The 13,903-nt window shown below is 67.0% G+C and carries 12 protein-coding genes; 3 read left to right on the forward strand and 9 right to left on the reverse strand.

Annotated elements, in window-relative coordinates:
- Positions 1 to 582 precede the first annotated feature (582 nt).
- The gene (locus tag WS70_RS33960; RefSeq protein ID WP_226382888.1) at positions 583 to 1,152 is read left to right on the forward strand and encodes a MaoC family dehydratase; all 570 of its coding nucleotides are present in this window, start codon (positions 583 to 585) and stop codon (positions 1,150 to 1,152) included.
- Between the two features lie 205 nt (positions 1,153 to 1,357).
- On the opposite strand, the gene WS70_RS29135 is transcribed toward WS70_RS33960, so the two are convergent.
- The 4 genes from WS70_RS29135 to WS70_RS29155 form a co-directional block, all read right to left on the reverse strand.
- Positions 1,358 to 2,791, reverse strand: a complete 1,434-nt coding sequence (locus tag WS70_RS29135; protein ID WP_059598532.1) for an aldehyde dehydrogenase family protein — start codon at positions 2,789 to 2,791, stop codon at positions 1,358 to 1,360.
- A gap of 45 nt (positions 2,792 to 2,836) precedes the next feature.
- Positions 2,837 to 4,477 carry an acetolactate synthase large subunit gene (locus WS70_RS29140; protein WP_059598531.1) on the reverse strand — a complete coding sequence of 547 codons (1,641 nt, stop codon included), beginning with the start codon at positions 4,475 to 4,477 and terminating at the stop codon, positions 2,837 to 2,839.
- Positions 4,478 to 4,881: 404 nt separating this feature from the next.
- Positions 4,882 to 6,168, reverse strand: a complete 1,287-nt coding sequence (locus tag WS70_RS29150) for a DUF445 domain-containing protein (protein WP_059472666.1) — start codon at positions 6,166 to 6,168, stop codon at positions 4,882 to 4,884.
- Between the two features lie 28 nt (positions 6,169 to 6,196).
- Positions 6,197 to 6,730 carry a GNAT family N-acetyltransferase gene (locus WS70_RS29155; protein ID WP_059598581.1) on the reverse strand — a complete coding sequence of 178 codons (534 nt, stop codon included), beginning with the start codon at positions 6,728 to 6,730 and terminating at the stop codon, positions 6,197 to 6,199.
- Between the two features lie 37 nt (positions 6,731 to 6,767).
- On the opposite strand from WS70_RS29155, the gene WS70_RS29160 reads away from it, so the two are divergent.
- Positions 6,768 to 8,576 carry a phospholipase D family protein gene (locus tag WS70_RS29160; protein WP_418230161.1) on the forward strand — a complete coding sequence of 603 codons (1,809 nt, stop codon included), beginning with the start codon at positions 6,768 to 6,770 and terminating at the stop codon, positions 8,574 to 8,576.
- Between the two features lie 47 nt (positions 8,577 to 8,623).
- Here the strand turns inward: WS70_RS29160 and WS70_RS29165 are convergent, their stop codons facing one another.
- The 5 genes from WS70_RS29165 to andAc form a co-directional block, all read right to left on the reverse strand.
- On the reverse strand, positions 8,624 to 9,040 hold the full coding sequence (locus tag WS70_RS29165; RefSeq protein ID WP_059472664.1) for an HIT family protein: 417 nt from the start codon (positions 9,038 to 9,040) through the stop codon (positions 8,624 to 8,626).
- A gap of 174 nt (positions 9,041 to 9,214) precedes the next feature.
- Positions 9,215 to 10,453 (reverse strand): anthranilate 1,2-dioxygenase system ferredoxin--NAD(+) reductase, encoded by a 1,239-nt coding sequence (andAa, locus tag WS70_RS29170; protein ID WP_059598529.1) that lies wholly within the window; start codon positions 10,451 to 10,453, stop codon positions 9,215 to 9,217.
- Entirely contained in the window at positions 10,440 to 10,769 is a 330-nt protein-coding gene (andAb, locus tag WS70_RS29175; RefSeq protein WP_059472662.1) for an anthranilate 1,2-dioxygenase ferredoxin subunit AndAb, read from the reverse strand. The genes andAa and andAb overlap by 14 nt, the downstream gene beginning before the upstream one ends.
- Positions 10,770 to 10,789: 20 nt before the next feature.
- Positions 10,790 to 11,275, reverse strand: a complete 486-nt coding sequence (gene andAd / locus WS70_RS29180; protein ID WP_059598528.1) for an anthranilate 1,2-dioxygenase small subunit AndAd — start codon at positions 11,273 to 11,275, stop codon at positions 10,790 to 10,792.
- Between the two features lie 14 nt (positions 11,276 to 11,289).
- Positions 11,290 to 12,567: an anthranilate 1,2-dioxygenase large subunit AndAc gene (gene andAc / locus WS70_RS29185; RefSeq protein WP_059598527.1), complete on the reverse strand. Its 1,278-nt coding sequence runs from the start codon at positions 12,565 to 12,567 to the stop codon at positions 11,290 to 11,292.
- 301 nt (positions 12,568 to 12,868) lie between these two features.
- Between andAc and andR the strand changes: the two genes are divergently transcribed.
- Positions 12,869 to 13,894 (forward strand): anthranilate 1,2-dioxygenase regulatory protein AndR, encoded by a 1,026-nt coding sequence (gene andR, locus WS70_RS29190; RefSeq protein ID WP_059472659.1) that lies wholly within the window; start codon positions 12,869 to 12,871, stop codon positions 13,892 to 13,894.
- Positions 13,895 to 13,903: the final 9 nt, after the last annotated feature.

A 13,903-nucleotide genomic window follows, 5' to 3' on the forward strand; every position in this document is an offset into this window, starting at 1 on the left:
CCGCCGTTCCGCGTGAACGGCAATGAAACGGGCCCTCATTCTTTCTTAAAACGAATATAAAGTGCCGATGTTAAATGAAATTAAGTGTGTTCGCTGATTTCGCTCGATAATCGGCGAGCATTTCACTTCGTTTTGCGATCGAATCTTCGATCGAACAGGTAAAAAACGCGCGTCGAAGCGATCCAGTTGATACTGCGATCACAATGCGCCCGATACGCGCCGTGCGCAATTGCGTCCGTGCAGTGTGTTATCTGTCCGCCACAGAGAGATTTATCAATTGCGCCGGCAGTGCCCGAAGTTGTCGGGACGCAAACGTTTTCGCCGATCACGATCGCGGCACGTTCGCCGAACGTGCCCGGCTCGGCAGAAAATGGCGCGAGACGCCCGGCAGACGGGCGTTTGCCGCATGCGCTCGGCACACACCGCCGTCGAACCGATTGAACGTCGACTGCACGGCGCACGCGCCGCACAGCCGGACAGCACGCTCGATTGACCGTCCGGCCGGTGGACGATAGCATCTCGTGACGACGTGACGCCGCCATTCATCGACCGTCCCCGGTGCAATCGCGGACGTCTCGATCATTGAGCGCCGCTTCTCGTTTTTTCGAGATAGCGGCGATCTCCCGCATTGCGTCCTTATCTCAATATTCACGCAATGCTCGTTTAAAACGCAATCGATATCTCTCTTATCTAATTATTCATCACGCCCCTATGAATCCGAGTTACCGCGTTGGCGAAACTATCTCAAAAATGGTCACGTTCGACATTGATTCCGTGCGCCGATTTGCGACGCTCGCCGGCGACATGAACCCGCTGCACCACGACGAGGCACTCGCCGAACCGACGCGGTTCGGCGGACTGATCGTCAGCGGTACGCACTATTCGGCGCTGATGATGGGCATGGTCGCAACGTTCCTCAGCGAGCGACGACCGGCGCTCGGACTCGAATTCGAGTTCAAGTTCCGCAAGGCGGTCGCGGCCGGCGACACGGTGACGATGGCGTGGCGGATCGTCGCGATCGAACCAAGCGAGAAGCTGAAGGGCGACGTCGTTCGGCTCGAAGGCACGTTGCGCAACGCGGCGGGCGACATCTGCGTGATCGCGAAGTCGACGAGCCTCAGCCTGCCGGACGACGCGCTCGCGGCGACGTAGCGCGGAACGGCCGCTGCGATGGGGAGGCGGCCGCCGCCGTTCCCGTTCGATCGGCGGCGCGACGCGTTCGCACCGCGTCGATTCGCCGATTCGCCGGATTCTCGCGGCAAAAGGATACGTCGGCGGAATGGCGCGACCATGCGGCGGCGCGGCGGAGGCAGCGCCGACGAACGCATCGCCGAGCCGCCCCGCCCTTGCGCCGCATTCAGCGCTTGCGCACGACCATCAGCCGCAACTCGGTCATGTCCTCGATCGCGTAGCGGATCCCTTCGCGGCCGAGCCCCGAGTCCTTCACGCCGCCGTACGGCATGTTGTCGACGCGAAACGACGGCACGTCGTTGATCACGACGCCCCCCACCTCGAGCTCGTCCCACGCGCGCTGCGCATGTGCGAGCGAATCGGTGAACACGCCCGCCTGCAAGCCGAAGTCGCTGTCGTTCACGCGTGCGAGTGCGTCGTCGAAATCCGAGAACTTCTCGAGCAACGCGACGGGGCCGAACGCCTCCTTGCGATACAGATCCTGATCGCGGCCGACATGCTCGAGCAGCGTCGCCTCGAACATCGCGCCGTCGACGTCGCCGCCCGCGACGATCTTCGCGCCCGCCGCGACGGCCGCGTCCATCCAGCCTGCGAGCCGCCGCGATTCCGATTCGGAGATCATCGGGCCGACGAACGTCGCCGGGTCCTTCGGATCGCCCATCTTCAGCGAGCGGGTCTTCGCGATCAGCTTCTCGCGCAGCGCATCGTAGATGCCGGCATGCACGATGATCCGCTGCACGCCGATGCAGCTCTGCCCGGACTGGTAGTACGCGCCGAACGCGAGCCGGTCGACGACGTAGTCGAGCCGTTCGCGCTGATCGGCATCGACGATCGCGGCCGCGTTGCCGCCCAGTTCGAGCACGACCTTCTTCTTGCCCGCCTTCTTCTTCAACTCCCAGCCGACCGCGGGCGAGCCCGTGAACGACAGCAGCTTGAAGCGCTCGTCGGTCGTGAAGAGATCGGCGCCGTCGCGATGCGCGGGCAGGATCGAGAACGCGCCCTTCGGCAAATCCGTTTCCGCGAGGATCTCGCCGATGATCAGCGCGCCGATCGGCGTGCGGCTCGCGGGCTTCAGCACGAACGGGCAGCCCACGGCAAGCGCGGGCGCGACCTTGTGCGCGGCGAGATTCAGCGGAAAGTTGAACGGCGAGATGAACGAGCACGGCCCGATCGGCACGCGCTTGTAATAGCCGCTGTAGCCCTGCGCGCGCGGCGAGATTTCGAGATTGATGATCCCGCCTTCGATCCGCACCGCTTCCTCGGCCGCGACGCGGAACGTGTCGATGAGGCGCGTCACCTCGCCCTTCGAATCGTTGATCGGCTTGCCCGCCTCGATGCACAGCGCCTCGGCCAGCTCGTCGAAGCGCTCGCGAAAGCGCGCGACGCAGTGTTCGAGAATCGCCTGCCGCTTGAACGCGGGCAGCTCGCGCAACGGCTTCTGCGCGTCGACGGCCGCCGCGATCGCGGCGTCGATCGCCTTCGCGTCGGCGAGCGCGACGCGCGTCGCGACCTTGCCGCTGTATTTGTCGGTGACGTCGAGATCGGTGTTCGCGTATACCGCGTCGTTCGCGAGGTAGTACGGATAGGTTTCCTTCAGCATGTCGAATGACTCCGTCCGGTTGATGTGCCGAGTTGCCGACTGCGGTCACAATTGCGCCGACAGGCGCTTGATTTCACGGTTCAGCACGCGCTCGTTGTCCGAGTAATCGATCGGCACGTCGATCAGATGCACGCCCGGCGACGCGAAGCACTCGCGCACGAGCGGTTCGAGATCGTCGGCCGATGCGATCCGGTGCCCATGTGCGCCGTAGCTCTGCGCATACGCGACGAAATCCGGGTTCGACAGCGTCATCGCGTAATCCGGGAAGTTCATGTTCTCCTGCTTCCAGCGGATCATGCCGAACGCGTCGTCGCGCAGAATCATCACGACGAGGTCGAGCTTGAGCCGCACCGCCGTTTCGAGTTCCTGGGAATTCATCATGAAGCCGCCGTCGCCGCACACCGCGATCACCTTGCGCTGCGGATGCACGATCTTCGTCGCGATCGCCGACGGCAGGCCCGCGCCCATCGACGCGAGCGCGTTGTCGAGCAGCAGCGAATTCGGCTCGTGCGCGCGCCAGTAGCGCGCGAACCAGATCTTGTACATGCCGTTGTCGAGACAGACGATGCCGTCCTCCGGCAGCGACCGGTAGAGATCGTTGACGATCCGCACCGGATACATCGGAAAGCGCGGATCGTCCTGTCCCTTCTTCAGATGTGCGTCGAAGTGCGCCTTGATCAGCATGAAGCGCGAGAAATCCCAGTGCGGCTGCCGCGCCAGCTTCGCCTTCATCTGCCACACCGCGTTCGCGATGTCGCCGACGACTTCGATCTGCGGAAAGTACACGGGGTCGACCTGCGCGCCGAGGAAGTTCACGTGGATCACGGTCTTGTCGTCGGCGCGCATGAAGAACGGCGGCTTCTCGATCACGTCGTGGCCGACGTTGATGATGCAGTCCGCGTGCTCGATCGCGCGGTGGACGAAGTCGCCGTCCGACAGCGTCGCGTTGCCGAGCCACAGCGGATGCGTTTCGTCGATCACGCCCTTGCCCATCTGCGTCGTGAAGAACGGGATGCCCGTCGTGTCGACGAACTCCTTCAGCATCTTGCAGGTCGTCTTGCGATTGCCGCCCGCGCCGATCATCAGGAGCGGATGGCGCGCCGCCTGAATCGCCTCGGCCGCGCGCGCGACCGCCTTCTCCTCGGCGATCGGCCGGCGGCTGTAGCTCGCCGGAATCGGCTTGCCGTCACCCTCTTCGTGCGCGATGTCCTCGGGGAGTTCGAGATGCGTCGCGCCGGGACGCTCTTCCTCCGCGCGCCGAAACGCCTCGCGCACCGCCGACGGGATGTTGCCGATCGACACGATCTGCCGCGTGAGCTTCGTGAGCGGCTGCATCATCCCGACGACGTCGACGATCTGAAAATGCCCCTGCTTGCTCGACTTGATCGGCTTCTGCCCGGTGATCATCAGCATCGGCATGCCGCCCAGCTGCGCGTATGCGGCCGCCGTCACGAAATTCGTCGCGCCCGGGCCGAGCGTCGACAGGCACACGCCCGTCTTGCCGGTCAGCCGCCCGTAGGTAGCCGCCATGAAACCCGCCGCCTGCTCGTGGCGGGTCAACACGAGCTTGATGCGGGACCGCCGCAGGGATTCGAGCAGATCGAGGTTTTCCTCGCCGGGAATGCCGAACACATACTGGACGCCTTCTGCTTCCAGCGCCTTCACGAACAGATCGGATGCTTTCATGGGGGACTCTCGGTTGGTGCCACGCATCCGGCCTACGGACGGCGCGGCGCTGAGCGACGCGCACGCCGGCCTACGGCGCGCGCGACCCGTTTCCTTCGACAGACAAAAGCACGAGCAAGCTGGGCGAAACCGCCGCGGCGACGCGCGGCGCGGCCTGCGGCATTCGGTCGGAGACCGAAATGGCGGCCGGCGCGCGAATGACGGCGCGCCGGCGGCGGGAACGCTTCTCGATTGTAGAAGATCGCCGAAAAAGCCGCTCCGAGCAGCGCGGTTTACGAAACGATGACAGTCGGAAAAGAAAGGCGCGGCCGGCGGCGCATGCCGCTACCCCTTCGCATGCTGCGCCGCGATCTCCTGCAGCATCCGACGTATCGAACGCCGGCGCGGCGACGAACGCGCGCCGTTCAATACGGCAGCGCGCCCGCCCACCGCGCGATGCTCGACACCGCGTACAGCCCGAGCCCGATCAGCCCGCCGACCAGCGTGCCGTTGATCCGGATGTACTGCAGGTCCTTGCCGATGTTCAGCTCGATCTGCCGCGACATCTCGCGCGCATCCCAGTTCTTCACGGTGTCGCTGATGTGCCGCGTCAGGAACTCGGCGAACTCGGGCGCCATCTCGCTCGCCGCACGCTCGACGTGCTCGTTCATCGAGTCGCGCAACTGCAGGCTCTGTGCGAGGCGCTCGCCGAGCCAGCTGCCGAGCGCCGTCGCGCGCTGATGGACGACCGGCTCGTCGCGCGCGAGATCAGCCTTCAGCCACGCGCGCAGCTGGCCCCACAGGTCCTTCACGTATCGGTTGAACACGTCGCCGTCGCGCAGATAGCGCTTGATCTCTTCGCCCTTCTCGATGAACGCGGGGTCGCGCTTCAGCCGCACGACGAGCCGCGCGGCCGCGTCGTCGAAGCTGCGCCGCAACCGGTGCCCGGGGTCCTCGCCGATCTGCGTGAGCACGCGCGTCACGACGTTCGAGATCAGCTCCGCGCCGTGCTCGCCGAGCCAGTTCGTCGGCAGCAGCCTCTCCATCTTCGGGAATTCGTATTTCAGCCAGTCGACGATGTACGTCGCGATCGACGCGCGGTTGTCGGGATTGCGAAGGAACGCGACGATCTGCGCGATCCCGTCGTCGAGGAGCGCCTGATGGCGGCCGTCCTTCGTCAGCATGTCGAGGATCGCGCCCGCCGACTGCGACAGGTCGATCCGGTCGAGCACCGCATGGAACGCGTCCTTCACGAACGACTGGATCCGCGCGTCGTCGGTCATGTCGAGCCCGAACGCGATGAGGCGCGTCGCGTAGCCGCCCAGCACGTCCGCGTTGCGCGGCATCGCGAGCCACTGCGCGAGCCGCGCGGCCGGGTCGTGCCGCTTGATCAGCGCGACGATCGATGCCGGATCGAGAAACTTCTCCTGCACGAATGCGGCCAGATTGTCGGCGATCTTTTCCTTGTTCTGCGGAATGATCTCCGTGTGCTGTGACACGAACGGAATCGGCACGCGCCGGAACAACGCGACGACCGCGAACCAATCGGCGAGCGCGCCGACCATCGACGCCTCGGCGATCGCCTTGACGCCGTCGATCCAGAAGCCGCGCGGCGCGAACAGCGTCGCGACGAACACGCCCGCCGCGGCGAAGAGCAGCGCGAGCGCGCGCCGCTTGCTGTTTCGGAGTTCCCGTTCCTTGTCGTCGAGCATCGTGACCCGGTCGTATCGGTTCCAGCCGTCAGGCGCGCGGCGGCGCGGACAGCAGGCGCTTCACCATCAACAGCTCGTCCGCGTAGCCGTTCGCCCCCTTCAGCGCGCGCGGCTCGACGCCGTATACGACGAAGCCGTGCCGCTCGTAGAACGCGCGCGCCGCGCCGTTGCCGTCGACGACGGCGAGCGTCACCTGCTCGACCGCTTCCGCCGCGGCCGCGAGCACCGCGTCGAGCAGCGCGGCGCCGACGCCGTGCCGACGCGCGTCGGGCGCGACGTACATGCCCCACAGGAAGCCCTTGTGACGCGCCTTCGCGCCGTCCAGCCGCTTGAAGCCGGCCATCCCGACGATCCGGCCGTCGACGTACGCGCCGAACACGATCGCGCCGGCGAGCCGCTCGGCAAACGCGACCAGCGGGCGGGCGGCTTCGGCGTCGTAGGTCGAGCCGAACGCGTCCGGCGCATCCCGCAGCGCGGCGAGGCGGATCGCGCGATAGTCGGCCGCGTGCTCGGCCAGAAGCCGTCTGACTTCGACGGCGGGTGCGGATGTCGAATCGAGCATGACGGGCGTCGCGAGCATGAGAAAACGAACTCGCCCGATGGTACACCGGCCGGCGCGCGGCTCGGTTGACCCGTGCCGTCGGCGCCACTTAGAATGCCTCCACGCGGTGCCCCGGCCTGCCGCGCCGTCGATCCGACGACCATCCAGACCGACGCCCGAAGGAGTCAGCAACGTGCCGGACAGCCTCGCCCGCCGCAGCCGGTCGCGGCGCCACCCGACCGGCGTCGTCGCGGCCGCGGCGCGCGCGCTCGTCGTGTGCGCGGCGCTCGGGCTCGGGCTCGGGCTTGCCGGCTGCGCGACGCATCCGCCCGCCACCGCGCTCGACCGCACGGTCTCTCACGCGCTGCCGCCCGATACGTCGACGCCGCTCGCCGACGCGCTCGCCGCACCGGAGCGCGCGCATCCGGGCGAGTCCGGCTTTCTCGTGCTGCCGCGCGGCGACGAGGCGCTGCAGATGCGCATCGCGGTCGCGCGCGCGGCGACGAAGACGCTCGACATCCAGTACTACATCGCCGCCGAGGACACGACGGGCAAGCTGCTGCTCGGCGCCGCGCTCTACGCGGCCGACCGCGGCGTGCGCGTGCGGATGCTCGTCGACGACCTGAACTTCAAGGATGTCGACCGCCTGATGGCGGCGCTCGACGCGCACGCGAACCTCGAGGTGCGCGTGTTCAATCCGTTCGGCGCGGCGCGCCGGGGGATGTTCGCGCGCACCACGAATCTCTTCACGCGGATCGACAATTTCACGCGCCGGATGCACAACAAGGCGATGATCGCGGACAACCAGATCGCGATCGTCGGCGGCCGCAATCTCGGCGACGAATACTTCAACGCGAGTCCGACGCTGCAATTCCGCGATCTCGACGTGCTCGCGGCGGGCCCCGTCACGCACGACGTCTCCGCGAGCTTCGACGCGTACTGGTCGAGCGCGCTCACGTATCCGCTGCCAGTGCTGAACCGGCAGCGCTACGACGCGAAGGATCTGGATGCGGCGCGCGACGCGCTGCGTGCGCACTGGCGCGCGAACGCGATGCCGTACAACGCGAAGCCGTTGAACGCGACGCCGCTGTCCGCGCAGATCGCGCGCGACGAGCTCGGCCTCGTCTGGGCGCCGGCGGAGTTCACAGCCGATTCGCCCGACAAGATCACCGCGCCCGACGACAGCTACAAGAGCCCGCCGATGCAGCGGCTCATCGCGCTGACGCGCGACGCGCAGCGCGAATTCCTCGTGCTGTCGCCATATTTCGTGCCGCACCAGGCGGGCGTGAAGGCGCTCGGCCAGCTCACCGCGCGCGGCGTGCGCGTCGCCATCCTGACGAATTCGCTCGCCTCGACCGACGCGGTCGCCGTGCAAGCGGGCTACGCGCCGTATCGCGTGCCGATGCTGCGACACGGCATCGAGCTGTACGAATACAAGCCGGATCAGGGGCGGACGCGCATCGGCATGCTCGGCTCGCGCTCGCGCGCGAGCCTGCATGCGAAGGCGTACGTGATCGATCGGAAGATTCTCGTGATCGGCTCGATGAACCTCGATCCGCGCTCCGCGCACCTGAACACGGAGCTCGCGCTCGTGATTCACAGCCCGCGGCTCGCGAAAGAAGTCGCCGACCTGTTCGACGCGGTGACGAAGCCGACCATCAGCTATCGCGTGACGCTCGCGTCCGATACGCCGGACGCGCCCGGCGCGGTGCAGACGGCGGGCGCGAGCACGGCCGCGTGGCCGCTCGTGTGGACCGAAGTCGCCGACGGCCGCGTGCGCACGTACGGCGTCGATCCGAACGCGGGCTTCTATCGCAACCTGCTCGCGGGACTGTGTCTGTTGCTGCCGATCGACGATCAGCTTTGATGCGCGGCGCGGCGTCACGCCGCGCCTGCGTGCGGTATTCGTTGCGTTTACAGCGCCGCGCGAATCCTCTGAGCCAGCGCCTCGAGCTCCGCCGCGTCGGCCATCTCGCGCGCGTGCATCTTCAGCGGCTCGTCGGCCCAGCGCGGGATCACGTGGAAATGCACGTGCGGCACCGTCTGGCCCGCCGCCGCGCCGTTGAACTGGCCGATGAAGAGCCCTTCCGGCTCGAGCGTCCGGCGCAATGCGAGCGCGACGCGCTTCACCATCTTCATCGATTCGGCTGCGGCCGCCTCGGACAGCTCGTAGAACGTCTCCGCCGCCTCCTTCGGCACGACGAGCGCGTGGCCCTTCGATTGCGGCATGATGTCCATGAACGCGAGCGTCGTGTCCGTTTCGCACAGGCGGATGCACGGCACTTCGCCGCGCAGGATCTTCGCAAAAATGTTCGATTGATCGTAGGCCATCAAAGTCTCCCGGCTCGCGAGCCTGTCTGTCGGATGTTCGTCAACACGCGATTCTTACCGGTCGTGCGCGATCGTGCAAGCGATCCCGCACGCGAATGCACACGCGCGCAAGCGTCGGCCGCTTGCGCGCGTGTGCCGGCGTCGATCCGGGAGCGATATGTCACGCGCCGGATGCTAGGCGCTGCGCGGCAGCATCGACCGCAGCGCGACGGACGGGTCCGCGAGACGCACGGGATCGAGCGCGACGTTCGCCGTCATCAACCGCCGGCACGCGGCGATCTCTCGCCCCGCGTTGACGGCCGCAGCTGCTTCGAGCCCGCCGCGCGCATTCAGCGCGAACACGCAGAACGCGCCGTCGTCCGGCGACCCTCGCACGACGAGCGTCTGCTCGCCGCCGAAGAGGCCGAGCGTCTGCAGATTGCAGTCGTACTGATCGGACCACAGCCACGGCCATTCCGCATAGGTTTCGCTGCCGCCGAGCATGTTCGCCGCCGCGACGGCCGGCTGGTTCTCCGCGACCTGCCACGATTCGATCCGCACGCGGCGGCCGACGAGCGGATTGAAATGCCGCGTGACCTCGCCCGCCGCGAAGATCGCCGGATCGGCGGTGCGGCACATCTCGTCGACGCATACGCCGTTGTCGACGTCGAGACCCGCCGCCTGCGCGAGCTCGACGTTCGGCACGACGCCGATGCCGGCCACGACGACGTCGGCTTCGACGTCGCCCGCGCTCGTCTCGACGACGACCGCGCCGTCCGCGCCGCGTCGAATCCGCCCGGGCAGTGCGGCGAGCCGCACGTCGACGCCGCGCCGCGTATGCAGCGCGAGCGCGAACGTGCCGATGATTTCCGGCATCCCGCGCTGAAGCAGGCGTGGCGCGGGGTCGACGAGCGTCGCGCGGCAGCCGAGCCGCACCGCCGACGCGGCGACTTCCAGCCCGATGAAGCCGCCGCCCAGCACCGCGACGCGCTTGCCGGGCGCGAGCGCCGCGCGCAATGCGCGGGCATCGGCAACGGTGCGCACGTAATGAACCGGCACGTCCGCGTCGACCGGGCCGGCGAAACGCCGCACGCGCGAGCCGGTCGCGATCAGCAGACGCGCGTAGCCGACGCGCGTGCCGTCGCTCAAGCACACCCGCTGCTCGGTGCGCTCGATCGCATCGACGCGCACGCCGAGCCGCAGCGCGATGTCGCGCTCGCGATACCACGCGGCGTCGCGCACGAACGCGCGGCGCTCGCCTTCGTCGCCGCCGACGAGCGCGTCCTTCGACAGCACCGGCCGGTCGTACGGCAGCTCGGGCTCCGCGCCGATCATCACGATTCGCGCGGCCGGATCGCGTTCGCGCAGCGTCTCGGCCGCGCGGCGCGCCGCGTGCCCGCCGCCCGCGATCAGATACGGATCAGCCGTCGACATGGATCTCGACCTGTCCGTCGACGATGCGGATCGGATACGCGCGCACGGGCTCCGTCACGGGCGCGCATTTCGGCGCGCCCGTGCGGATGTCGAAGAGCCCCTGATGCAGCGGGCATTCGACGCAGCCGTCCTCGATGAAGCCTTCGGACAGCCGCGCATGTCCGTGCGTGCACAGGTCGTGCAGCGCGAACACGTCGTCGCCGATCCGGAACACCGCGACCGGCCGGCTGCCGACGACGCGCGCGGCCGGCTCATCTTCCGTGAATTCATCGAGCGCGCCGAGCGGATGCCACGCGGCGACGGTTTCGTTACGCATGCTTCGAACTCCTTGTCAGATCAGATCGGCGTCGCGAGCAGCGTCTGCACGCGCGACGTGTCGTAGATCACGCGCTTCTTCCGGTAGCGCAGCCCGTCGGCCGTGCGCACGACCGTGTCGTAATACTTGCCCGCCTGGTACACGCTCGATTCGCCGTCGCTGCGCGTCTGCACGACGACGTAGCTGCTCTCCGTCTCGATCTCGCCGTCCTCCGCGCCGACGATCGCGAGTCCGGACGTCATGTGCCGATACGTGTGCGCTTCGAAGATGTTCGCGTGGCGCAGCGACACGACGCGGTCGCGCAACATCCGCCGGTTCGTGCAATGGACGATGCCGATCGGCAAGCCCATGTCCGCGTTTTCCTTCGGGACGATTTCGTACAGACAATCTTCGGTGAAAAGCTCCGGCCAACGTTCGAGCCGGTCGTTGTCGAGATGGCTGATGTAGCGGTCCTGCAGCATGTGCAGCTCGAACCACACGCGCATGTCGTCGGTGATGTCGGTCATGTTCGTCTCCCGCTTCAATAGCCCATCAGCTTCTGGTAGCCGACCCAGAACTTGCGGATCAGGCTCTCGGTGATCGCCGTGTCCTCCTGGTCGGGATTGCCGCGCGACATCTCGATCACCGATGCCGCGTCCGCGTCGCGCACGGTGCCGCGCTGGACGAGCTCGGTCGCCTCGGTGTCCTCCATCGAGATGTAGCCCGCGGGCCCGACGAGGTTCGCCTGCTTGATCCGCAGCTCGCGCAGCTCGGGCGTGTCGTCCGCGTAACCGAAGAAGTGGAAGACCAGCTCGAAGTTCTTCGGCCCCTTCGGCAGCAGTTGCCGCGCGACGAGCGTGTTGTGGATCTGCTGGATCACGAGCTGAGGGAAGATCGGCTGGATGTGGTTCGTCGTGTCCTCGTCGTACTCGGACACGAGGCCGAGGATCGATTCGTCCTCGAGCGCGAAACCTTCGTCGAACGAACGGATGTTCTGCTGCTTGTATGCGCTCGCGGTGTCCGCGTCCTCGCGCGTCTTCGTCATCGTGATGATGCTGTGCAGCCCGTGCGTCGCGTCCGGAATCGAGCGCGCCTTCATCCCGACGCGGAAGATGTTGAACGTCGTATGGAACAGATGCAGCATGCTCGCGTGATACGGATCCTTCACGTTCTCGAAATACAGCTTCCAGTTCGACTTCGAATACTGGCGCGTGCAGCCGAGATACTCGATCGGCTTGTGAAAGATCCGCTCGATCCACGGCCGCATCTGCGGGCCGAGATAGTCGGGCAGCGGCGCGACGTCGTCGCTGAACGTCGCGAACACGAGGCCCTGGTAGCTGTCGACGCGCAGCTTGCGCAGCCCGTGATGCGTCGGATCGAAGTCCGCGGGCATTCCAGACATGCCCTTCTGGCCGCGCCTGAACGGCACGCCGAGCAGGTTGCCCTGGCTGTCGAAGCTCCACTGGTGGTACACGCACGTATGCGAGCTCGCGTTGCCGCGCGCCTTGCGGCACACCTGCGCGCCGCGGTGCGCGCAGCGGTTCACCCACGCGGCGAGCGCGCCGTCCTCGCCGCGCGTGACGACGACGGGCGTGTCGCCGACGAACGTGCTCTTGAAGTCGCCCGGATTCGGAATCTCCGCTTCGAGCGCGACGAAATTCCATGTCGGACCGCGAAAGATCCGCTCCTGCTCGCGGTCGTACACCGCCTGCGAGCTGAACACCTTGTACGGCACGCGCGAGCCGTCATCGCGCGGGAATCGCACGTCGGACGAATCGGTGCGATTGATCAGCGATACTGGCGATTCGGTCAGTTCCATCGTTGTCTCCTGTCGATCGGAGTTAGCGCTTCAGCGCTTACTCCGATCCCATGCAAAGCTATCGATCGGAGTTAGCGCTTCAGCGCTTACTCCGATCCCATGCAAAGCTGTCGATCGGAGTTAGCGCTTCAGCGCTTACGCCGATCCCATGCAAGATGCTTGCGGTTGAGGCGGTCGACAATCCGCCTGACGGGACTGATTTTTGAAACGCTAAAATCCGCCGTCTATCCGGAAAGTGCGGTTGCGGCGGCGCAGTATCCACTTCCGGCGGATTTTGTGCGCTACGATGCGCGCATCAGACATGCCATCCGGCCGACGAGCGATATTCAGGACGCCGGCGCTTTGTGCGAGGCAGACGATCATGCCCCCGACCCCATTCGATCCGCTCGCGCTGCGCGAGCACCGGCTGTTCGAATCGCGCGATCTCGACGAGACGCGCGAGCGGATCTCGCGCGTGATGCAGCCGCACGCGCTGCTGCCGGACGGCACGCGGCACGGGCCGTCACATATGGATTTCGTGCGGCTCGGCGGGCTCGGAATCGGAACCATCGCGTTCGGCGACGCGATGCAGGTGCGCGTCGACGCGGTCGACGGCTATCACTTGCTGATGTTTTGTCTGACGGGTTGCGCGCAGGTCCGCACGATGGGGCGCGCGTTCGACGTCGATGGCCACACGGGCGTGCTGTGCCCGCCCGGCGAGCCGTTCGCCGCGCACCTTTCCCGCGATTGCGAGCAGTTCGTCCTCCGTATCGATGCCGCGACGCTCGCCGCGCACATCGGCGATGCGGCGGCGTCGCTCGATCCGGTGATCGGCGTCGACGATTCGGCGCTGAGCGCGTGGATGCAGCAGCTGAAGCTCGTCGCGCGCTCGCCCGAACTGCTCGCGAGCGCAAGCGCGAACCCGCGCGTCGCGGCGAGGCTCGAGCAATTGCTGCTCGACCTGCTGATCGACGGCCATCCGCCCGCCGCCGCGCCCGTGCGGCGCGCCGACCCGGCGCCGGGCTTCGTGCGGCGCGCGCAGGAATTCATCGACACCCAATTCGCGCAGCCGTTGCAGCTCGCGGATATCGCGCAAGCGGCGGGCGTGCCCGAACGCACGCTGCGCGACGGCTTCCTGCAGTTTCGCGGAATGAGCCCGATGCAGTACCTGCGCAAGATGCGGCTCGATCATGCGCGCGAGTTGCTGCGCGCGGCGGCGCCCGACCGGCGGATCGCCGAGATCGCGCTCGACTGCGGCTTCGCGCACCTCGGCCGCTTCGCGATCGCGTACCGCGAGCGGTTCGGCGAGCTGCCGTCCTCGACGCTCGCCGGCCAGCGCGACGCTTGAGCCGGCCCG

Source organism: Burkholderia mayonis (genome assembly GCF_001523745.2).
Lineage (GTDB): Bacteria > Pseudomonadota > Gammaproteobacteria > Burkholderiales > Burkholderiaceae > Burkholderia > Burkholderia mayonis.

Excerpts from the sequence above, each read along its gene's own strand:
- andAb (WP_059472662.1), bottom strand. The coding sequence starts at position 10,769 with ATGCGTAACGAAACCGTCGCCGCGTGGCATCCGCTCGGCGCGCTCGAT.
- WS70_RS29150 (WP_059472666.1), bottom strand. The coding sequence starts at position 6,168 with ATGCTCGACGACAAGGAACGGGAACTCCGAAACAGCAAGCGGCGCGCG.
- andR (WP_059472659.1), top strand. The coding sequence starts at position 12,869 with ATGCCATCCGGCCGACGAGCGATATTCAGGACGCCGGCGCTTTGTGCG.
- WS70_RS29165 (WP_059472664.1), bottom strand. The coding sequence starts at position 9,040 with ATGGCCTACGATCAATCGAACATTTTTGCGAAGATCCTGCGCGGCGAA.
- andAd (WP_059598528.1), bottom strand. The coding sequence starts at position 11,275 with ATGACCGACATCACCGACGACATGCGCGTGTGGTTCGAGCTGCACATG.
- andAa (WP_059598529.1), bottom strand. The coding sequence starts at position 10,453 with ATGTCGACGGCTGATCCGTATCTGATCGCGGGCGGCGGGCACGCGGCG.
- WS70_RS29155 (WP_059598581.1), bottom strand. The coding sequence starts at position 6,730 with ATGCTCGATTCGACATCCGCACCCGCCGTCGAAGTCAGACGGCTTCTG.
- WS70_RS29135 (WP_059598532.1), bottom strand. The coding sequence starts at position 2,791 with ATGCTGAAGGAAACCTATCCGTACTACCTCGCGAACGACGCGGTATAC.
- andAc (WP_059598527.1), bottom strand. The coding sequence starts at position 12,567 with ATGGAACTGACCGAATCGCCAGTATCGCTGATCAATCGCACCGATTCG.
- WS70_RS29160 (WP_418230161.1), top strand. The coding sequence starts at position 6,768 with ATGGTACACCGGCCGGCGCGCGGCTCGGTTGACCCGTGCCGTCGGCGC.
- WS70_RS29140 (WP_059598531.1), bottom strand. The coding sequence starts at position 4,477 with ATGAAAGCATCCGATCTGTTCGTGAAGGCGCTGGAAGCAGAAGGCGTC.